This is a genomic window from Staphylococcus sp. SUC_1.2, assembly GCF_026222585.1.
In genome coordinates this window covers 1-20,953 of sequence record NZ_JANJPM010000004.1, presented here as the reverse complement: position 1 = coordinate 20,953, position 20,953 = coordinate 1, and the positions used below count along the sequence as shown (strand labels likewise).

The 20,953-nt window shown below is 32.0% G+C and carries 18 protein-coding genes and 1 pseudogene; 10 read left to right on the top strand and 9 right to left on the bottom strand.

The features are described from left to right. Positions 1-61: 61 nt before the first annotated feature. Entirely contained in the window at positions 62-1,699 is a 1,638-nt protein-coding gene (locus NR218_RS02245) for a DNA-binding protein (protein WP_019834755.1), read from the bottom strand. A 250-nt stretch (positions 1,700-1,949) separates the two neighbouring features. On the opposite strand from NR218_RS02245, the gene NR218_RS02240 reads away from it, so the two are divergent. The 4 genes from NR218_RS02240 to phnE (NR218_RS02225) all read left to right on the top strand — a co-directional run bounded on the left by NR218_RS02240 (position 1,950) and on the right by phnE (NR218_RS02225) (position 5,450). Beyond that, positions 1,950-2,912, top strand: a complete 963-nt coding sequence (locus NR218_RS02240) for a phosphate/phosphite/phosphonate ABC transporter substrate-binding protein (RefSeq protein WP_049415810.1) — start codon at positions 1,950-1,952, stop codon at positions 2,910-2,912. Positions 2,913-3,050: 138 nt separating this feature from the next. Beyond that, positions 3,051-3,824: a phosphonate ABC transporter ATP-binding protein gene (phnC, locus tag NR218_RS02235; RefSeq protein ID WP_002449541.1), complete on the top strand. Its 774-nt coding sequence runs from the start codon at positions 3,051-3,053 to the stop codon at positions 3,822-3,824. Between the two features lies 1 nt (position 3,825). Then, positions 3,826-4,626, top strand: a complete 801-nt coding sequence (gene phnE / locus NR218_RS02230; protein ID WP_017175497.1) for a phosphonate ABC transporter, permease protein PhnE — start codon at positions 3,826-3,828, stop codon at positions 4,624-4,626. Beyond that, a complete protein-coding gene (gene phnE, locus NR218_RS02225) occupies positions 4,623-5,450 on the top strand; it encodes a phosphonate ABC transporter, permease protein PhnE (RefSeq protein ID WP_019834757.1) in 828 nt (275 codons plus the stop codon). Before phnE (NR218_RS02230) ends, phnE (NR218_RS02225) begins: the two co-directional genes overlap by 4 nt. A 320-nt stretch (positions 5,451-5,770) precedes the next feature. Here phnE (NR218_RS02225) and NR218_RS02220 read toward each other — a convergent pair whose 3' ends face one another. Then, positions 5,771-5,896, bottom strand: coding sequence for a hypothetical protein (locus tag NR218_RS02220; protein ID WP_256217906.1), 126 nt, complete (start codon positions 5,894-5,896; stop codon positions 5,771-5,773). Between the two features lie 641 nt (positions 5,897-6,537). Between NR218_RS02220 and NR218_RS02215 the strand changes: the two genes are divergently transcribed. Both NR218_RS02215 and NR218_RS02210 read left to right on the top strand, forming a co-directional pair. Beyond that, on the top strand, positions 6,538-7,020 hold the full coding sequence (locus NR218_RS02215) for a GNAT family N-acetyltransferase (RefSeq protein ID WP_019834758.1): 483 nt from the start codon (positions 6,538-6,540) through the stop codon (positions 7,018-7,020). A 16-nt stretch (positions 7,021-7,036) separates the two neighbouring features. Continuing rightward, entirely contained in the window at positions 7,037-7,513 is a 477-nt protein-coding gene (locus NR218_RS02210; RefSeq protein WP_002449282.1) for a peptide-methionine (S)-S-oxide reductase, read from the top strand. A 50-nt stretch (positions 7,514-7,563) separates the two neighbouring features. On the opposite strand, the gene NR218_RS02205 is transcribed toward NR218_RS02210, so the two are convergent. Together NR218_RS02205 and NR218_RS02200 are read right to left on the bottom strand one after the other, a co-directional pair. Continuing rightward, a complete protein-coding gene (locus NR218_RS02205; protein ID WP_002449196.1) occupies positions 7,564-7,917 on the bottom strand; it encodes a hypothetical protein in 354 nt (117 codons plus the stop codon). A 137-nt stretch (positions 7,918-8,054) separates the two neighbouring features. Further along, entirely contained in the window at positions 8,055-8,408 is a 354-nt protein-coding gene (locus NR218_RS02200; protein ID WP_002449545.1) for a DoxX family protein, read from the bottom strand. Positions 8,409-8,620: 212 nt separating this feature from the next. Here NR218_RS02200 and NR218_RS02195 point away from each other — a divergent pair, with 212 nt between their 5' ends. Then, the gene (locus NR218_RS02195) at positions 8,621-9,799 is read left to right on the top strand and encodes an MFS transporter (protein ID WP_265848309.1); all 1,179 of its coding nucleotides are present in this window, start codon (positions 8,621-8,623) and stop codon (positions 9,797-9,799) included. A 321-nt stretch (positions 9,800-10,120) separates the two neighbouring features. On the opposite strand, the gene NR218_RS02190 is transcribed toward NR218_RS02195, so the two are convergent. The 5 genes and pseudogenes from NR218_RS02190 to NR218_RS02170 all read right to left on the bottom strand — a co-directional run bounded on the left by NR218_RS02190 (position 10,121) and on the right by NR218_RS02170 (position 15,896). Then, positions 10,121-10,681: a TetR/AcrR family transcriptional regulator gene (locus NR218_RS02190; protein ID WP_019834760.1), complete on the bottom strand. Its 561-nt coding sequence runs from the start codon at positions 10,679-10,681 to the stop codon at positions 10,121-10,123. A 183-nt stretch (positions 10,682-10,864) separates the two neighbouring features. Further along, on the bottom strand, positions 10,865-11,806 hold the full coding sequence (locus NR218_RS02185) for a glycine betaine ABC transporter substrate-binding protein (protein WP_019834761.1): 942 nt from the start codon (positions 11,804-11,806) through the stop codon (positions 10,865-10,867). A 385-nt stretch (positions 11,807-12,191) separates the two neighbouring features. Beyond that, positions 12,192-14,349 (bottom strand): annotated as a pseudogene (locus tag NR218_RS02180) (MMPL family transporter); the annotation flags it as partial. Between the two features lie 241 nt (positions 14,350-14,590). Next, entirely contained in the window at positions 14,591-14,758 is a 168-nt protein-coding gene (locus tag NR218_RS02175; protein WP_002449294.1) for a hypothetical protein, read from the bottom strand. Between the two features lie 253 nt (positions 14,759-15,011). Next, positions 15,012-15,896, bottom strand: coding sequence for a LysR family transcriptional regulator (locus tag NR218_RS02170; RefSeq protein ID WP_002449315.1), 885 nt, complete (start codon positions 15,894-15,896; stop codon positions 15,012-15,014). A 256-nt stretch (positions 15,897-16,152) separates the two neighbouring features. Here NR218_RS02170 and NR218_RS02165 point away from each other — a divergent pair, with 256 nt between their 5' ends. From NR218_RS02165 to NR218_RS02155, 3 genes are all read left to right on the top strand, one after another. Beyond that, positions 16,153-16,764 carry a metallophosphoesterase gene (locus NR218_RS02165; RefSeq protein ID WP_019834763.1) on the top strand — a complete coding sequence of 204 codons (612 nt, stop codon included), beginning with the start codon at positions 16,153-16,155 and terminating at the stop codon, positions 16,762-16,764. A 118-nt stretch (positions 16,765-16,882) separates the two neighbouring features. Continuing rightward, a complete protein-coding gene (locus tag NR218_RS02160) occupies positions 16,883-19,084 on the top strand; it encodes an LPXTG cell wall anchor domain-containing protein (protein ID WP_019834764.1) in 2,202 nt (733 codons plus the stop codon). Between the two features lie 271 nt (positions 19,085-19,355). Beyond that, a complete protein-coding gene (locus NR218_RS02155) occupies positions 19,356-20,933 on the top strand; it encodes a YfcC family protein (protein ID WP_019834765.1) in 1,578 nt (525 codons plus the stop codon). Positions 20,934-20,953: the final 20 nt, after the last annotated feature.

Genomic DNA, 20,953 nt, shown 5'->3' with positions numbered 1-20,953 from the left:
AGTAGTTTATTGAACGCCACATACCTTTATTATCTCTTATGTGTTGTATTACTATTATAAATTATTGAATTGAACCTGTAGCAAGTGTTTTACTACCTTGTTTTAAACGAATATTCGCACCTGAAATAGATTCAGATGTTTTAGCTGTAAAAGTTAACGTTGCGTTACCTTGGTCGTCAGTGGTTACACTTTGTTCTTGACTATAGCCTACCGTATCATAATTTTGCCCATCTTGAGAAAAACTTGCAAGCTGTCTACCACCATCTTGATAAACACCTAATTTTAAATGATCAATAGTTGTGTTTTTAGCCATGTTTGTTAATTCAACTTGAATATTAAATGGTTGATTTACTGATACATTATCTGGTAAATGGAATTGAATATTATTGCTAGAAATCATTGAATTAGAAGTAGTTGTATCTTGAGAAGACTGTGATGTATTTGTATCCTCTTGTGAATGATTATTTTCAGTCGTATTATCTTCTGTACTATTCGCTTTGTTATTACCATTATGGCTACCATGATTTTTATGATTACTATTTAGTTGTGATGATGTACTGCCATAACTACCTAGTTTAAATGTTGAACGATCATACCATTTATATCCAGAAGGTGGTTGTGACCATGGTTCTTTTTCAGGTTCAGTTGAATATTGTGGTTGTTCAAAATTAAGAAGTGGCGTAGGTTGATCTAACTTAATACCTGTTTCTTTTAAATTCGGTGTATTATCTTGTTTTCCAAACCAAGTTGTAATATTTTTAAGTAATTTACTATTATCTTGTTCTTTAAATCCATCATACGTTTTCTTAGTTCTTCCATTATCTTCACGTACATATTTAGGTGTACTATCTTCGACTAATGATGAATCTCCAATGAAGGCTGCCTTTCCTTTACCTACTTTTGAGATAGCAACATAAGGACCCTCTGCTATACCACCGCCATTGTAAATACCTTGATCGACTGCATGAGACCAACGTTGTTTTTGAGATAAGTGTTCTGGTAAGAAAATGATACCTTTTGCTTTTGTAGGATCTGTAATTACAAGAGTTGAACCAGCATGCATTGATACAGAATGTACACCTTCAGTAATACCAAAGCTGTCACTAGATGACACAATATTTTGAGTGTTTAAATCACCTAAAGCGTTGTAACGGAAACGTACGCCGAAGTGTTCAGAAAGCCAATCTGAACTTTTAACATTGCGCATAGCTTTAGAATGTTTTTCCTCATTTGTTAAATCTTTGGTGATATCTTGATATGCACCACGACGATAACCATTCATCACTTCTGAAGAATCGAAACGATTTAAGTTTCTGTCGGCATTATAATGATCAGCGATAAAGATGATATTGCCACCTTTTTCAACAAAATTAAGCATAGCTTGTTGCTCTCTCTTTTTAAAAGGAATATTGGCTTCTGGAAGAACGAGAATATTGATGCCACGTAGTGTATTAGGTGTAATATTAGATTCTCCATCGATTTGTTTCACAGTATAGCCTTGTTGACGCATTGAATCAGCATAATCGGAAAAACCACCATCAATGACCCAATCAGCAGCTCCTGCCGTTTGGCCGTGTGAAGCGTCAAAAGCGACAGTTTGAGTGGTAGTTTGATTTGGTGCAGCATGACTGATTGGCGTTGCAGATAATGTAATTGCTGAAGCTAAAATAGTACTACTTAATACTTTTATCCATTTCATATTTTTATCTCCCAAATATATTTTTAAATGATTTATAGAAAAAGTATAATAAAAAAATAAGTTGATAATAGATTATTTAGAGAATGTTTAAATAAATTTTACAATTCTTTAACAGTGTAAAACAATTCTATAAAAAATTCACACATAATAAATATTATTTTGGTTAATATTGTGCTACTCTTAGTATTGTCAAATGAAATGCGTTGACAAATTAAATGAATGTATACATAGCGAACGGGGGCAATATGTTATGAAGCAATTGAAGTACCTTTTAGTATTAGCGCTATCAGTTATTATTTTTGCAGCAGCATGTGGAAATAATAGCTCGTTAGACAATAATAAAAGTAGTAATTCGGATGGTGGATCAAGTTCAAGTAAAGATGGCTACACACCTAAAGAATTAACTGTACAATTCGTACCATCACAAAATGCAGATACACTTGAAGCAAAAGCAAAACCGCTTGAAAAATTATTATCTAAGAAATTAGGTATTCCAGTAAAAGTTTCTGTATCAACAAATTACAATACAATTGTTGAAGCAATGAAATCTAAAAAAGTAGATGTTGGTTTCTTACCACCAACTGCATACACTTTAGCACATGATCAAAAAGCAGCTGATTTATTATTACAAGCACAACGTTATGGTGTGAATGAAGATGGTTCTAGTAACAAAAAACTTGTAAAAGATTATAAATCAGAAATCTTAGTTAAAAAGAATTCAGGTATTAATAGCTTAAAAGATTTAAAAGGTAAAAAAATCGCATTACAAGATGTAACTTCAACAGCAGGTTACACATTCCCAATTGCAACAATTAAAAAAGATACTGGTATTGACGCTACTAAAGATATGAAAATCGTAAACATGAAAGGTCATGACCAAGCTGTTATTTCATTATTAAATGGCGATGTTGACGCTGCAGCTGTATTCCAAGATGCACGTAACATTGTTAAAAAAGATCAACCCAACGTATTTAAAGATACTAAAATTCTTAAACTAACAAAACCAATTCCTAACGATACGATTTCAGTTCGTCCTGATATGAACAAAGACTTCCAAAATAAACTTAAAAAAGCATTTAAAGATATCTCTAAAACAAAAGAAGGACATAAAATTATTAGTGAAGTATACTCTCACGAAGGCTATACAGATGCTAAAGACTCAGACTTCGATATCGTAAGAAAATATGAAAAAGAAGTTCAAGATATGAAATAATTTTCACATAGATAGAACTAAATAAGTGATAAAGAGAAGAGGCTAGGGCAATTGAGTCATATAAGAAATGCATATATCATTTCTTATGATCTTGTCCCGACCTCTTTCTCTGTATTAAAAAGAAGGGTGTAAACATACATGAGTCAGATAGAGTTTAAAAATGTGAGCAAGATTTATCCTAATGGTCATGTGGGGTTAAAAGATATCAATTTAAACATTGAAAAAGGTGACTTTGCTGTTATCGTAGGTTTATCAGGTGCGGGGAAATCTACATTATTACGATCTGTTAATCGTCTACATGATATTACTTCGGGAGATATTACAATTGAAGGTAAATCGATTACGAAAGCGAAAGGTAAAGAATTATTAATGATGCGTCGTAATATAGGAATGATTTTCCAACATTTTAATTTAGTCAAACGATCTACTGTGTTGAGAAATGTATTAAGTGGTCGTGTCGGTTATCATCCAACTTGGAAAATGATATTAGGATTATTTCCAAAAGAAGACAAAATTAAAGCAATGGATGCGTTAGAACGTGTGAATATTTTGGATAAATATGACCAACGTTCAGATGAACTGTCTGGAGGTCAACAGCAACGTATTTCAATTGCACGCGCCTTAGCGCAAGAGCCAGCGATTATTTTAGCAGATGAGCCTGTTGCATCTTTAGACCCCCTCACTACTAAACAAGTTATGGATGACTTGAAAAAAATCAATGAAGAATTAGGCATTACCATTTTAATTAACCTACATTTTGTTGATTTAGCTTTAGAATATGGAACACGTATTATTGGTTTACGTGCAGGAGAACTGGTTTATGATGGTCCAGCAAGTGAAGCGAATGAAGATGTATTTAATGAAATTTATGGTCGTAAACTTAATGACGATGAGAAGCTAGGGGTGGAGTAATATGGCAACACCTACTACAGGTAAATATGATCAATATTTAAATAAAAAATTCTCTTTCAAAACTAGTTTAACCCTATTTTTAGTGATTGCGCTCGTAGTGTGGAGTTTTTTATACACTGGCTTTAACTTTAGTGACTTAATGGTAGGGATTCCACAAATCGGTTCTTTCTTTGGACAAATGGTTCCACCAGATTGGAGTTACTTAAGTACCATTACAAAACCTATGTTAGACACAATTCGCATGGCGATTGTAGGAACATTCTTAGGCTCCATCGTATCAATTCCAGTTGCATTGCTCTGTGCAAGTAATATTGTAAAAACAAAGTGGATTACGATTCCATCACGTTTTATTTTAAATATTGTACGTACCATTCCTGATTTATTATTAGCTGCTGTCTTTGTTGCAGTTTTTGGTATCGGACAAATTCCAGGGGTATTGGCATTATTTATTTTAACAATATGTGTTATTGCGAAATTGTTCTATGAATCGCTTGAAACAATTGATCCAGGTCCAATGGAAGCGATGACGGCCGTAGGTGCAAATAAAATAAAATGGATTATGTTTGGAGTAGTTCCACAAACAATGTCTACATTTTTATCATATGTATTATTTGCATTTGAGATTAATATTCGTGCCTCAGCAGTTCTTGGATTAGTAGGTGCTGGTGGTATCGGTTTATTCTACGACTCAACTTTAGGATTATTCCAATATCCAAAAACAGCGATGATTATTCTGTTCACTTTAGTCATTGTTGTCATTATTGACTATGTCAGCTCGAAAGTGAGGGAAAGACTCGCATGACACAAGAACAGCATCAGTTAGAAAAGAAATATCCAGTGAGATCAAAGGAACACAAACAAAGAATGATTAAACATTGGCTGATTACCATTGTTGTTTTAGCTATCATTGTTTGGGGTTTTGCAGGTATGCCTGCTTTAGAATTAAAATCTAAATCAATTGAAATTCTTAAATCTATTTTTAATGGATTATTCCACCCCGATTGGGATTACGTTTATATTCCAGCTGGAGAAGATTTGCTTCGTGGTTTACTTGAAACGTTTGCCATTGCTGTTATTGGTACATTTATCGCAGCAGTGATTTGTATACCATTCGCATTTTTAGGTGCACGTAACTTAGTAAAAGTTCGACCAGTAACAGGGGTTACTAAATTCATTCTTAGTGTCATTCGCGTATTCCCTGAAATTGTTATGGCGTTAATTTTTATAAAAGCAGTAGGTCCTGGTTCATTTTCAGGGGTACTTGCATTAGGTATTCATTCAGTAGGGATGTTAGGTAAATTATTTATAGAGGATATTGAAAGTTTAGACTTCTCATCAGCAGAGGCTTTAAAAGCAAGTGGTGCGAATAAAACTAAAACACTTGTCTTTGCGGTGATTCCTCAAATTTTACCTTCATTCTTATCCCTTATTTTATATCGTTTTGAATTAAACTTACGTTCAGCATCTATTTTAGGTTTAATCGGTGCTGGTGGTATTGGTACACCACTTATCTTTGCACTTCAAACACGTTCATGGGATCGAGTAGGTATTATATTAATCGGATTAGTGATTATGGTAGCCATTGTTGACTTTATCTCGGGAGCTATTCGTAAACGTATTGTGTAATAGAAGACATAATTTGAACATTTTTATAAACAAATAGAGCTATTGCCAGGACTTAGAAAACTGGACAATAGCTCTTTTATAATGCATGAAAGAAATGTTGTTACAGTATTAGTAACAGATACTTAGAACAATACAGTTAATGTTTTTTAGGAATAACGCGTCTAAAGCTAATACTTCTAAGGCTAGTATAAGAGTGAATATGCTAAAATCATTATATTTTGAAGTATTAGTGTCATATTCTTTAGTAAGGGGCGTTACTAAAGAATATATAACGTTATTTAAGGATTGTGAATGATGATAACTAAGTGTAGGTTCTGTTTTTAAATAATACGGTGGTTCATTGATGTGTGATTCGATACATAAAACGTGTTGTCAGAGTAACGTGTTGTTTGAATAGCATTTAATTTAGTATCATGGAGTTGAATCGTCGTTGTTCGCTGTTTCATTAAGTTCTGTTTTTCAACATAACTATTAAAATCGTTGTCATTATTTTCTAGGGTGTCTTTACTTCATCCATTTTCCTCTACAAGACTATTGAAACCGATACTTGTCTTCAGATAGATTTCACTGTTGGGCTGAAACATGATAAAAACATGTGTGTTGATTCTAACGGATGACGGGAATGTGATTCATGTTATAGTTAATACCCTGATTTATATTGTAATCATTTCTAGGTGTAATGAGTCATTTTTTGGGTCATGATTAATTAGTATCGTTTTCTGAAGCAATAAGCTGATGAGGTATATAATCATTATATTGTTAATCAATATTCTGCTAGGATGTAAATGCGTGACCTTGAGAAAAAATAAATGAAGATGCTATAAGTGTTGTACCAAATACCTATTTAAAATGATGTATAGTCAAAGGTAGTTAGTTCTTAGTAATGATCATTCTATATACATAAAGATAATGATTTTATTTTTCAAAAATAATCATAACTATGTACATTTATAAACTAACATATTCATAAAAAAACAACCTTAATATTTCCTATCATCTATATGACAGATTTGTCATACACTTAAAAGTTGATAGGATAAATCGCTATTAAATAAAACTATATTATGACATTGAAAGGATGTAGAAGATGAATTTTCGAAATGTAGTGGCAGATGATTTAGAACGTTTAATTCAATTAGAAAATGAAGGGTTTACTAAAGAAGAAGCAGCAACAACTAAAGCTTTAAAACAGCGTATTGAAATCATTCCGGATACGTTTATTGTTGCAGAAGAAAACAATCAAATCGTTGGCTATATTAATGGTCCAGCTATTTCGAATAAGTGTATTACAGATGATTTATTTGCATCGATTAGACCTAACCCCAATATGGGTGATTATTTAAGTGTACTCGGTTTAGTTGTAGCGAAAGATTTTCAACATCAAGGCATTGCAGGACAACTGTTAAATAATTTTGAGAATATAGCAAGGCAACATGTACGTTTCGGAGTCACTCTCACTTGTCGTGATACTTTAGTAAGTTTTTATGAATCACATGGATATATTAATAAAGGATTATCAGATTCTAATCATGCAAATGTAGCTTGGTATAATTTAGTAAAGGAATTATAAAAATAGGAGTGATACATTGGAAACAGTATATCTAGCTGGAGGGTGTTTGTGGGGTGTACAAGCATTTATTAAAACATTGCCAGGCGTTATAGCTACTGAAGCAGGACGTGCGAATGGAACGACGCAGCGACTTGATGATGAATATGATGGCTATGTAGAATGCGTTAAAACAGTTTTTAATCCTGACATCACTTCAATTCATGATTTAATGCATTATTTATTTGAAATCATAGACCCATACAGTCTGAATAAGCAAGGCGTAGATAAAGGACCTAAATATCGTACAGGTGTTTATAGTGAAAATGAAAACCATCTTAAAGAAGCACAACAATTCATTCAACAACGTTCAGATAGAGATAAAATCGTTGTGGAAGTACGTCCTTTAGAAAATTATGTTAAAAGTGCAGACGAACATCAAGATAGATTAGATAAACATCCTGAAGACATCTCGTTATGTCATATCTCTAAAAGTATATTAAATAAATACAATTAAAAAGAATGGGACAGCATTCATATCGTATTCGTTGTCCCATGTGCGCTTTATTATTTCTTAGAAAATGTATCGATAAGACTAAGTGCAGCTAAACCTAATAGATCTAAAGCATGTTGTGCGCCAACCTTACCATGACCTGCCTCAAGGCGTTTATATACTGCAACGCTTAATACACTAAACGTGACAAGTGATCCTAAGCGAGAGATATTTTTATGCAAGACACTTGTGGCAAACAAACCCGATGCAATGAACTCAATCACACCTGCTAATTTCATTGCACGTTCCGATAATTTAAAATCTTGTGTAAATAGTTGTTTAGTATAAGGGTTACCGGTAAGTTTACGTTTTGAAGCGGCATACAAATCTTTAGCGAGTTTTAAATTGGTAGCATAACGTAATATCATTATCTAAACGCTCCTTTATATTATATTTTTTAGTTAAACTAAGTATAAAAGTCGCGTTAAAAAAAGTTAAATAAAAACGTTCAGCATAAATGTGTAATGCATTCACGCTGAACGTTTTTATTTATATAGTTATTGAATTAGTTTTTACCGAATGTATCAGCAAAACTTAAAGCAGCTAAGCCAAGTAAATCTAAAGCGTGTTGTGCGCCTTCTTTACCATGACCAGCTTCAAAGTGTTTGTAAGCTGCAACGCCTAATACACCAAATGTTGCAATAGAACCTAAACGAGAAATATTTTTGTTTAAGAAGCTTGCAGCAAATAATGCAGCAGCAGTAGCTTCTACTGTGCCTGCTAATTTAACTGATTTTTCTGGTAAACCAAATACATTTTTAAATGTATCAATCATTTCTTGACTACCTTGTAATTTTGGTTTTGATGAATCATATAATTCTTTTGCAAGTTTTAAATTTGCAGCATAACGTAAGATCATTAATAAGTACTCCTTTTTTAGTTAAATTATTTTATTATAAAATAAGTATAATTTTTATACTAGAAATTATATGATTATTGGTAAGTAAAGTCAATAAAAAGCGTTAGATAATTATCTTTTTATAAGAAAGTGTTAATCAGTACACTTTAGAAACTATATTGAACGTGTCATAATAATACTGTTGTGAAAAAATCTATGAAAGGAGTTATACTATGGAAACATCGGTGAATTATAATCGAATGACTACAATTTTCTTTATTTCAGGTATTATTGTTATGGCAAGTTTATATACTGCTTTACCCCTTACCTCGGTATTCGCAAAAGATTTTGGCATTTCAAATGCTGTTGCCTCACTAAATGGTGTGATCTTTTCATTTACGTATTCAATAAGTTGTCTATTTTATGGTACAATTTCTGAAAAATTTGGACGTATTCGTACGATTTTATTTGGACTTATTGGACTCGTCATTATATGTTTACTTATAGGCTTCATTCATTCGTTCACACTACTTATTATTCTTCGTGCAATTCAAGGTATATGTGCGGCAGCTTTTTCACCTGTATCTATTACTTATGTCACTGAAATATATTCACCAGTAAAACGTGTGACTGCGATTAGTTTTATTAGTACAAGTTTTATGTTGTCTGGTGTCATTGGCCAAAACTTGAGTGAAATTGTAGTACGTTATTCTAATTGGCATATGGTTTATTTCATATTGACATTACTCTACATTCTTATAGCAATACTCATTTATAAATTCGTTCCAGAAAGTCCAGTGAAAAATCCTCAACTCAAACTAGTAGGTTTCTTCAAAAACTTTAAAGATTTTAAAGATAATAAAATAGTCATATTATGTTATCTTATTTCTTTATCCTTACTTACCATGTTCATTAGTATGTATACAATTTTTAATCATTATATTACTTCTGATATTGTGGGTGGCTCGGAAGCAACAGCAATTAATGCTAAACTCTTTGGTATTATTGGGATGTTACTTTCATTATTAGCAGGTCGTATGAGTGAGCGAATAGGAGTTAAACAAGTGATTGTAGGAGCATTAATTGTTAGTATCGTTTCTCTTATTTTAATGGGCTTCACTACAAACGTTATTTTATTGGTGATATGGAGTGTAATATTTGTAGGAGGTATTGCGTTTGCAATTCCATCGACGATTTCAAAAGTAGGCATGGTTGTTAATCGTAATCAAGGTTTCTTCTTATCCGTTAATACATTTATTCTGTTTTTAGGAACAGCCATTGCGCCATTATTGATGATTCTTATTCAACCATTATCTAATTTTACATTACAATTTATAATAATTGCGGCCATTGGAATCATCGCCCTTATAGTCGCTTTACTTTTACCACGTAGAAAAAATGTAATACGATGACATTATGGGTATCGAAAGCATTCAAATTCAAAATGAGTTTGGATGCTCATTTTTTATAAGTTGAGTTGTCAAATTAAGTGCAACAACTTAGAATTTAAAAGTTCATAGGACATCTTCCAATTAAGACACTTTCTAGGTCGATGGTTAATAGAGATGCCCACTATTCCTTTCCATTAAAAAATGAATTAAACAACGTGGAGCAACCTACTTGGCTAGATGTCTTCCATTGATAACTTATGTAGAAGTAGATGGACATGTGATGACAGGACAAAACACATAATCCACTTTTCAAGTAGGACGTGAAGTCAAAGCATTATTAGACTATTTACAGTTTAAAGATATATCTAAAATGTCATGCAATGTAGCAAAAATCTCATCTACACTATAATTGTAATCATTTTCTACCCAACGTCTTAAGACCTCTATCATGCCACTGCTATAAAAATCTGCAATAATTTCAGGATGATGACTGTGTTTAATTTTTAAAGAAAGTGGATCATTTTGACTTTTTACGTTATCTAACATTAATTCACGACTTACATGCGTTAGATTACGAAAGACATCCGCTTGACGAGAAGAGGTCAGTAAATGTTTAAATACTTTCTTATGTTCTCCGATAAAATAGATGAATTGTTGAAAAGATTCTTCTGTAGAAAGAAAAGGTCGAGTATCTTCATGATGAAATTGAGTTGCGATATAGTCAGGTAAAGAGAATAGAAGATCGTATTTATCTTGGAAATAACGATAAAATGTACTACGATTAATTTCTGCGTTATCACAAATTTTTTGAATTGTTATTTCGTCAAAATGATAATCATTTAATAATTTAAATACAGTTGCGTTTATATGTTTAATCATACGCTTTTGATTGGCAGTAGGCATAATCCGAAAATACTCCTATTCATTTTTTCTAGTTCGAAAGTTTGACTTATTAAAAGTAAAGTATCATAAACTTTAGAATAATTCCAAATATACATCTTTAATATGATAATAAAAAAGTGTGACGATAGAATATTTAATATTCTTCGCCACACTTAATTGTCAAATAAAGTGTCAATTTAATATTTATTTAGTGTCGATATCTTTTAACCAATCATCGACGTTGTGATCATGATTGTCTACATAATCTTTTGCTACTTGTTCAGGATTTTTACTTTTAACAAAGATGTTTTTAGCTAAACGTTCCTCATCTTTTTGATCCCAATCTTTTGCCATACGTGTTGCAATGTCATATGCCGCTGGATGTTTTTCTTTAAAATTATGATTGAATACTAAATCAATATGTTGCTTATTATTTCCATAAATTTTGTCTGGATCTTTAAGCATTTTGACATCTAATTCTTTAGAGAACCAATTTGGTTCCATTGATGTGAAAAGAATAGGTTGTTGTTGTTGATATGCTTTTTGAATTTTTTTGAATTGTTCCTGATCGGAACTTTTATCTAGGCTATATTTACTCAAATCGTCTCTATCTAATTCATCATTCGTTTGTTGCATAACACCATTTCTGTTATCAGTACCTTGAATTGTCCAATCTACAGATTTACCAAAATCTTTATCATCTTTTAAATCTTTAATTGAATCAATGTTCTGAACATATTTAGGTACTGCTAATCCAACATTAACATGATCAATTAAATGTTTCTCATCATATAAAGTAAGTGTATCTTTAAATTTATCATAATATCTTTTATCTGTTTCTGGAAAAATACCTGAAGCATGAAATGCATCATCACTTGCAGACACTGTTGCATATAATGGTCCACTTGCTGGCACAGGTGTAGTTGTAACATCATAACCAGCTTTCTTTAATACTTCCGCAATCACAAGTGAACGTGCAGTTGAATTATCACTTGCAATATAAGGGATTTCAATCGTTTTGTCTCCTAATTCGGTTTTACTTTGTGTAGAAGAGTTGGATTGACTATTCCCACAGGCACTTAAAACTATGGCTAGTGTGAGTGTGGCTAATAGTACTAAAAATTTTGATACGCGTGATTTAAGCATCAATATCTTTCGCCTCCCTGATCATCTTTTCTATTGTCTGTATGACTCGTTTGATATTTATCGTAAACATGTTGATTATGTTCGCGGGCATAAAGCATCAATGCTTTAAATAATACATCCTGCTCCGTATTATTATCAGTTAAATCTTTGTATAGGTGTGTGGTTTTATCAAAATAAGTTGTAGTGTCATGCTGTTCTTGTCGCTTAGAATGAACCGTTTCAGGTGTACCTTCTTCGGTATATAAAGCTTCGTAATCAACATCATCATATGCATTATAATTATTAGAATGGGTAGCATAGCTGCGATTTTGATGTTGATAAGATACATCTTGTGTATCAACGAATTCTCTATAACGAGGGGCCTCTGAATGTTTGTAATTAGAAGTAGAAGATTCATGATGTTCTTCTAATGCTTTACCTTCAACGTCAATTTTAGGTAATATAACACCTAACCATTTCGGTAAGTACCAAGATGCATTACCGAATAATTTAGTTAAAGCAGGAATTAATGTCATTCTGACAATAAAAGCATCAAATAATACACCAAATGCAAGAGAAAGACCCATTGATTTAATTGCAGTATCATCTTGGAAGATAAAGGCAATAAACACACTGAACATAATTAATGCAGCGGCAACGATAACTGGACCACTTTCTTTAATACCTACGCGAATAGAGTGATCATTATCTCCAGTTTTGCTGTATTCTTCATGAACACGTGTCATTAAGAATAATTCATAGTCAATGGCTAATCCGAATAATAAACCGATTGTAATAACAGGTAAAAAGGCAAGTAATGGACCTGTATTGTCTACACCAAATAGACTACTCATCACACCATCTTGCATGACTAAGGTTGTAAATCCAAGGGTTGCCATTAATGATAAGACAAATCCAAGTACTGCTTTTAATGGCACAAGGATAGATCTAAATACAATCATAAGTAAAATAAATGCTAGTATAATGATAACGCTAGCGAATACTGGGATAGCATCATTCAGTTTTTCTGACATATCGATATTAATGACGCTTTGACCAGAAATCTCAGTGTCATAATGATATTTATCTTCGGCATCTTTGTGATAATCTCTCAATTCATATACAAGATCTGTGGTAGATTTAGCGTTTGGACCTTCATTTGGAATAATCGTAAAGATAGCATAGTGATTATTACCATTCAATTGTGCTTTAGATACTGTATCTACATTATCTAAATCTTCTATATCTCTACGCATATTACTTAAATCATTTTCAATTGATGTTTTACTTCCACCATCTTTAGTATTCACTAACATTACAATTTGTCCGTTATAGCCTTCACCAAAATTATCTGAAATCAGTTGATACGCTTTATGCTCAGAAGAATCGTTTGGTTTAAGACTGTCATCAGGAATACCAAGACGCATGCCTGTGATTGGAATGATAGCTAGAATAAGAATCACTAAACTAATAATCGTTGCAAGCACAGGTTTACCTACAACGAATTTAGCCCATGGATGATGTTTAGGGTCTTTATTTTTAGTAGGCTTATTTTTAATTTTAATACTTTTATGGAAAATACTAATTAATGCAGGAAGTAATGTTAAGGCTGCTAAAACAGCGAATAACACACTAATAGCTGAAGCAAATCCCATAATTGCTAAGAAATCAATGCCTACTAGTGATAAACCACACACTGCCATCATTACTGTAATACCAGCAAAGATAACAGCACTACCTGCAGTACCTACTGCTTTACCAATTGCTTCTACCGTGGCAGTACCTGATTTTTTAATTTCTTTATATCTAAATAGAATAAATAAAGAATAGTCAATACCTACCGCTAAGCCAATCATTACAGCTAGTGTTAATGTGAAGTTTGGAATGTCAAACATAAATGTAAGTAATGAAATCATACCGACACTTGTTGCTAAACCAAGAATCGCACTAATAATTGGCATACCTGCTGCAATAAGAGAGCCAAATGTGATAAGTAAAATAATGAAAGCAACTACGATACCTACTATTTCAGAAACACCACCAGGTTCAGAGCCCATTGACATACCAGTTGTTTTTTCAATTTGAATGTTGTGATTATCTTTAATATCTTGAAGTGCTTTATTTACTATCTTTTTAGATGAATCTTGCATACTTGTTTGAGGGACAACATAGCTGATATTAGCAATAGCTGTATCGCCTTCACTATTGACCTGTCCCGACTCATATGGATTAGAAATGTTTTGTATATAATCATCATCTTGTTTAATATTATCTAAGGCATCCTCTATGTCTTTTTTCGTTGTTTTATCTTTCAATCCATCCTCTTTATTTGAATGAAAGACAATCTTCATGGACGCTTTTTCACTGTCTTGATGAAATTCTTTACTGATTTTATCATTCGTATCAATGGATTTTAATCCATTCATTTTGATATCACTATCAAATTTTGGTGAAGTAACTAATAGAGGCGCAATCACTACACCAAGTACGACTAACCATATAATAATACTTAGCCATTTATGCTTAGCGATAAATGTACCAAGTTTATATAATAGATTTGCCAATATAATACCTCCTTTTATTGTTAAAATAGCGTTATTAGACAATGTACGTTAATAGAACGTATTTTATAATTTAACAAGAGTTTGATTATATGTGTACCATTAAAAAATTTAAGACGTTGGAAAATGCAACATTTTATTAAAATTGTTGTTTTTTTATAGAAGAAGTGAGGAGGAGCATAAAAAAGAGAAGGATAACATTCATTTAAAATTCGTTATCCTTCTCTTTATGATATGTATAAATTTAAGCTACGAAATATCCGATAAGACAAATTGCACCAATGAGTACAAATAAAACGCCAGGTAAATATATTTTTTCTCTAAGATCAATATCTTGTCTATATGCGACGAAGCTACTAATAGAGATGAGTATGATACCAACTACTAGTAAAATAATAGAAAGTATAAGCATCAACTCAGCCTCCTTCATATCAAAATTGATGAAAACGGTGTTCTCTTAATTTTATTATATTAGGAACAGACAAATTTTTATAGCGATTTATTAATATAATGTAAAAATGTTATCATTTTTATAGTTATTTATTAATAAAATTTATAATAAATTTACATTTAATAAAATAATTAAAAGGAGTAGAAAATGAATTCTACAAGAATTGTTTTCTACTCCTTTGGTTATATAAATGATCTTTTCATCTCATTGACGTCTAAATACTTTCATTTTTTAAAGAATAGATTAATGTCATAAAGTTTTGAATAAGAGCAGTGAGATGATGATCTGCCCGGTAAACGATAGAGATATAACTTGAAGGTGGGCCTTCTTTTAATGACTTGCCAATAATATTAGGATGATGGAATAAGGTGCTTTGACTTACAAGACTCAGATAATTAGAATCTTTAATAATGGTTAATATACTACTAATACTATTTGATTCCATATGAACATTTAAATCAATAAAATTGTTTTTTCGCCAATCATCAATACTTTCTCGTGTTGAACCACTACTATGAATAATGAAACGATACGCATTTAAATCTTCTAATGAAATATCTGTTTTTGAAGCCAAAGGATGTCTTTTATCCATTGCGATAACAAGTGGATTTTCTTGAAGACGTTTCACTTTCAATTCTTTTTCATTGAATCCTTTTTCTGAAATAACGCCGATATCAATTTCTCTATCTTTTATTTTCTTTAATATCATAGGAGCAGTATCTACAATTAAATTCATATCAATATTTGGATAATCGTGCATATATTTTTTTAAAGTGGTAGGAAGAATACTATAAATAGGTGCATGACTTGCTCCAACGCGTAAAGTCCCACGTTTGGATTGTTTGAATTCTTCAATCATATGTGTTGTTTCATCAATTAAATTTAGCATTTTATTAGAATTACGATAAAGTAAGTCTCCAGCATCTGTTAAATTGAAACATTTCCCTTTTTTAAAATATAAGGGTATTCCAAGTTCGTTATTTAAATTTTTTAGATGAAATGTTACAGTTGGTTGCGTTATCCCCAGTTTTTCAGCAACAGCATTTTCATTCTGCAATTCAACAAAATTTTTAAAAATCATCATTTGTTTTGTATTCATAAATTAATTCCCCAAAATATATAAATTTTTTCTATTCTATTGTTTATATTAAAGAAAGAATTTTGAGGTTACGTTAATAAATTGTTTAAAGTTAGTTAATGTTGATACATTATAATGGAATATACAGTATTATCAGTAGAGGATTGAATAAAAATTTTGTTACGCTCTCATGTATTAAATTAAAAATTGAGGGTAATAACAATGTTGCTTAACAAATCTTACAACATAAAGCATTTACATTTAAGGAGAGATTTACATGTCAGAAAGACTACTTGTGATTTCTGATATTCATGGACATCGAAAAGCCCTTTCCATACTTTTAAAACGAGCAAAATATAATCCCAAAAAAGATCAACTCGTACTTATGGGGGATTACGTCAATAATGGGCCGGATTCATTTGGAACATTAAAATTGGTTAAAAGGTTAAAACGACGTGGTGCGCTTGCTTTAGCAGGTAATCATGAAATGCGCTGGTTAAATAGTAAAGATAAAAAGATTAAGCGTTGGCATCCGTTCTTACGTGAATTATCTGCTGTTGAAGTGATTGGTAATTATATTTTTGCACATGCAGGAATAGATACCAATAAACCTTTGAATAAGCAGATTAAAGAATATACTACTGGACATTATTCACATTCGCTTAATCGTCAGATTCCTAAAAATAAATATTTAGTTCATGGTCATGTACCGAATGATCGCTATGGATTAAAGAAAGACGAGATTTATAAAAATAAAAATGAATTATCTATAGATACAGGCGCAGGACACAATAAGTTTTTATCGCTGATTGATTTAACAGGTCAATATCAGTATTCAGTAGAGGTAACGAATATTCGAAAAATGAATATAAAACGCTTAAAAATATAATAGTTAATGATGTTTAATCTTTGATTAAAACGAATAAATAAAAATATAATAAGACATTCAAGTTTTATGTAAAATGTTATATAATGAAATGGAATATCACTAAAAAAGGGTGGCATTAATGAATAAAAATACGCAAAACAAAAATCGTAAAATGTCGAAGCTAAGTTCGTATTTAAAAGTGTCATGTTCAGCTTTAATATTAAGTAGTTCACTTGTAGGTTACGGGTTTACTAAAGATGCATTTGCAGCAACACAAGATGCAGAAACAGCAACTTCTGAAACTACAACACATGTTCAAAAAGATTTACAAGATGCAATGAATAAAGCGAAAAAAGACATTAAGCAACTAAAACATTTAAGTGCAGTTGAGTTAAAAAGTTATAAAGAAGATATTGAAAGTGCTAAAAATCAGAATGAAATTAAAGATATAATCAAAGAAGCGAAAAAAGAAAATAAAGTAACAGCACAAGAAAACACAACTGACGTTTCAAACAAGGATAATAGCACTGAATCATCTAGCACTCAAGATGCTTCAACAGAAGAAGAAGAAAAGGCTACAACAAGTCACGACACTTCTGCTGATAATACATCTAATATATCAAATGAATTAGATAACATCGTATCAGATCTAGATACTTTATCTAATAAAGTTGATAGCGGTCAACAAAAAGATGCAACAACATCAAATGAATCCTCGTCTTCTGAATCAAATACTTCTGAAAACACAACTGATGAAGTAACGAAAGAGGAACCTACTACGGAAGAATCACCAAAAGAAGTGCCAACAACAGAGAAACCTTCAAACCAAACAACCTCTTCTAAATCAGAAACGTCTATTGTTGATAAATTAGATAGTATTAAAAATGATATTGATAGTGCTAAAAAAGACATCGAAAGTTCAAAAGAAAACGATTCAAATCAATTACCAAGTGATGAAAATAGTACAGAAGAGGAGACAACTGAATCATCTAGCATTCAAGATGCGCCAACAACAGAAAATACAACACATTCTAATTCAAACCATCATATATTAGATGGATTAGCTAAATTAAACGATACTCATAAAGATCAAGACTTAGATACAGATGCACGACATCACCAATTCGATAAAGTGAATCACCAATTATCTGAAACTGAAAAAATTAATCAAGCTATTGCTAAAATTGAAAATAGTAAAGATGATGCCAGTCATTTATATATCAATCGTAAATTAGATCAATTATCTGATTTACGTGATAACATTCAACATCAAGCTGATTTAGCGAAAAAAGATAAACAAGCTATTGATAATGACATTGAAACTGTACGTAAAAATATAGAGAATAACCGTGATATTATTCTTAATCGTTTGCAACAAGCGTCTGACAAACAACATGCAGCTGAAGATATATTAAACAGCGTGTTTAGTAAAAATGAAGCACAACACATCTTGAAAAATATTAAAACAAAAGGGCAGTCTGATAAACAAATTGCAGATCAGATTATGAAACAAATTGATGGATTAACTTCAACAACGAGTGATGACATTTTAAAATCTATGTTAGAACAAGCTACTAATAAAGAGGATTTATTAAAAACAATTTTATCTACACGTTTAGGGCAAAATGAAGCGGCTACTATTGCGAAACGATTAGCCAATGACCATTTAACAAATTCACAAATTGTTGATCGCTTAAAACAAGCATTTAATCAACATGGTCTTGTGTCTAGTGATGATATTTTAAATGATATTTTAGATAAAACGTCTAATCGTAAACAAGCTATTGAAACAATGTTAGCAACAAAATTAAACCAAGCAAAAGCGAAGGTTTTAGCTGATATTATTTCAAGAGTACAATCTGACAAAGCGAATGCTTTGGATTTAGTGAAAAGTACAATTAATGGTAAAGCAAATGACTTATTACAACTTCAAAATAGCTTAGGTCAAGCCAAAAATAGATTAAATTATATTCTTGATCCAATTGTAAATCGCCCATCATTATTAGATCGTATTACGGGTAACACAAGTGGTTCAAATCTCGGTTCAAGTCTATTAGGTAATCTTCCTTCAGGTAGTAGTTTGCTTGATGGATTAACAAATGGAAATAGCTTACTTGATGGTATAAGTGATATTCCTAATCCAACACAAGGTTTATCATTAGGTAATTTAGGCGATGATGGTTTACTTAGCGGTTTATTTAATAGTGATGGAAATTTATCATTACCTGCAACAGGTGAAGCCATTAAGAAAAACTGGATTCCAATTGTAGCAGTGATTGCTATTGCAGGCGGTGCACTTGTATGGTTCAGTCGTCGTAAACATCACCAATCTAATAACTAAACCAAATAAATAGGAGTAAATAATTAATGTCATTGAACATTAATTATTTACTCTATTTTTATATATTGAGTTGTTGCACTAAAATGGACAACTCAACATATGTAAAAGATGTATCCAAAGTATGAATAGTAATCAATTTACTTTAAATCATCATTGAATGTCATATGCATTAGACATAAACTTAAAGTGTGAAAAAACAATTTTAAAATGACTCAATTGTAATTATGACGTGGTACATGTTGAAGTGATTAAGATTAAAGGGGTGGGGAGCATGGAACACAGTGAACGCGTATCGCATACAGCATCTGATAGAAAAGAGAAAAAACGGTTTCGATTAAAAATGCCTGGTGCATTTACAATATTATTTATTTTAACCATTATTGCAGTGTTAGCAACTTGGATTGTGCCAGCAGGTGCGTATTCTAAGCTTTCTTATAATGCAGGAGCGCATGAATTTAAGATTGTCGATGCACATCATAAAACAACGACAGTCCCAGGGACACAAGATCAACTTGATAAATTAGGTGTCAAAATTGATGTGAACCAATTTAAATCAGGTGCTATCAATAAACCGATATCGATTCCTGGAACTTACGAGCGCTTGAAACAAAAGCCAGCGGGTCCCGATCAAATTACGACAAGTATGGTAAATGGAACGATTGAAGCTGTCGATGTCATGGTATTTATTCTTGTGCTTGGTGGTTTAATAGGCGTCGTACAAACGAGTGGTGCTTTTGAATCGGGATTATTAGCATTAACTAAAAAAACGAAAGGGCATGAATTTTTACTGGTTTTTATGGTATCCATCTTAATGATTTTAGGTGGAACGTTATGTGGTATTGAAGAAGAAGCGGTCGCTTTCTATCCAGTGTTGGTACCTATTTTTATAGCGATGGGCTATGATTCTATCATATGTGTAGGGTCTATTTTCCTGGCGAGTTCTATTGGGAGTACGTTTTCAACCGTTAACCCTTTTTCAGTAGTCATTGCCTCTAATGCTGCAGGAACAACATTTGTAGATGGATTATATTGGCGTATTGCTGGACTTATTGTAGCAACCATCTTTACGATTGGATATTTATACTGGTATGCAAAACGCATTAAAAAAAATCCGAAACGATCATACACGTATGATGATAAAGTGAAGTTTGAACGACAATGGTCAGTAATTAAGAATAATGGTGAAGACAGTATCTTTACCTTACGTGAAAAAATTATTTTAATACTCTTTATCTTGCCATTCCCAATTATGGTTTGGGGCGTCATGACTCAGGGATGGTGGTTCCCGATTATGGCGTCTATGTTTTTAGCCTTCACCATTGTGATTATGCTTATTGTCGCATTAGGTAAGAATGGATTAGGTGAGAAAAAAGTGGTCGATGCATTTGTTAATGGTGCATCAAGCTTAGTAGGCGTATCATTAATCATTGGTCTTGCACGTGGTATTAATAGGATTATGAATGATGGACTGATTTCAGATACAGTGTTAAATTTTTCATCATCACTTGTAAAACATGTGAATGGACCACTGTTTATTCTTGTATTATTGATTATCTTTTTCTTCCTAGGATTTATTATTCCTTCATCATCAGGATTAGCTGTACTTGCGATGCCAATATTTGCACCACTTGCTGATACAGTAGGTATTCCTCGATTTGTGATTGTTACAGCGTATCAATTTGGACAATATGCGATGCTATTTTTAGCACCAACAGGATTGATTATGGCTACATTACAAATGTTGGATATGAAATATTCACATTGGTTTAAATTTGTATGGCCAATTGTCGTTTTTGTATTTATCTTTGGCGGTGGATTATTAGTTGCCCAAGTATTAGTATATTCATAATAAAAAAGCCATTGAGTTTC

Bases quoted from the DNA above. Each gene is read 5' to 3' on its own strand.
- NR218_RS02245 (WP_019834755.1), bottom strand. From the start codon at position 1,699: ATGAAATGGATAAAAGTATTAAGTAGTACTATTTTAGCTTCAGCAATT.
- NR218_RS02240 (WP_049415810.1), top strand. From the start codon at position 1,950: ATGAAGCAATTGAAGTACCTTTTAGTATTAGCGCTATCAGTTATTATT.
- phnC (WP_002449541.1), top strand. From the start codon at position 3,051: ATGAGTCAGATAGAGTTTAAAAATGTGAGCAAGATTTATCCTAATGGT.
- phnE (WP_017175497.1), top strand. From the start codon at position 3,826: ATGGCAACACCTACTACAGGTAAATATGATCAATATTTAAATAAAAAA.
- phnE (WP_019834757.1), top strand. From the start codon at position 4,623: ATGACACAAGAACAGCATCAGTTAGAAAAGAAATATCCAGTGAGATCA.
- NR218_RS02220 (WP_256217906.1), bottom strand. From the start codon at position 5,896: ATGAAACAGCGAACAACGACGATTCAACTCCATGATACTAAATTAAAT.
- NR218_RS02215 (WP_019834758.1), top strand. From the start codon at position 6,538: ATGAATTTTCGAAATGTAGTGGCAGATGATTTAGAACGTTTAATTCAA.
- NR218_RS02205 (WP_002449196.1), bottom strand. From the start codon at position 7,917: ATGATATTACGTTATGCTACCAATTTAAAACTCGCTAAAGATTTGTAT.
- NR218_RS02200 (WP_002449545.1), bottom strand. From the start codon at position 8,408: ATGATCTTACGTTATGCTGCAAATTTAAAACTTGCAAAAGAATTATAT.
- NR218_RS02195 (WP_265848309.1), top strand. From the start codon at position 8,621: ATGGAAACATCGGTGAATTATAATCGAATGACTACAATTTTCTTTATT.
- NR218_RS02190 (WP_019834760.1), bottom strand. From the start codon at position 10,681: ATGCCTACTGCCAATCAAAAGCGTATGATTAAACATATAAACGCAACT.
- NR218_RS02185 (WP_019834761.1), bottom strand. From the start codon at position 11,806: ATGCTTAAATCACGCGTATCAAAATTTTTAGTACTATTAGCCACACTC.
- NR218_RS02175 (WP_002449294.1), bottom strand. From the start codon at position 14,758: ATGCTTATACTTTCTATTATTTTACTAGTAGTTGGTATCATACTCATC.
- NR218_RS02170 (WP_002449315.1), bottom strand. From the start codon at position 15,896: ATGAATACAAAACAAATGATGATTTTTAAAAATTTTGTTGAATTGCAG.
- NR218_RS02165 (WP_019834763.1), top strand. From the start codon at position 16,153: ATGTCAGAAAGACTACTTGTGATTTCTGATATTCATGGACATCGAAAA.
- NR218_RS02160 (WP_019834764.1), top strand. From the start codon at position 16,883: ATGAATAAAAATACGCAAAACAAAAATCGTAAAATGTCGAAGCTAAGT.
- NR218_RS02155 (WP_019834765.1), top strand. From the start codon at position 19,356: ATGGAACACAGTGAACGCGTATCGCATACAGCATCTGATAGAAAAGAG.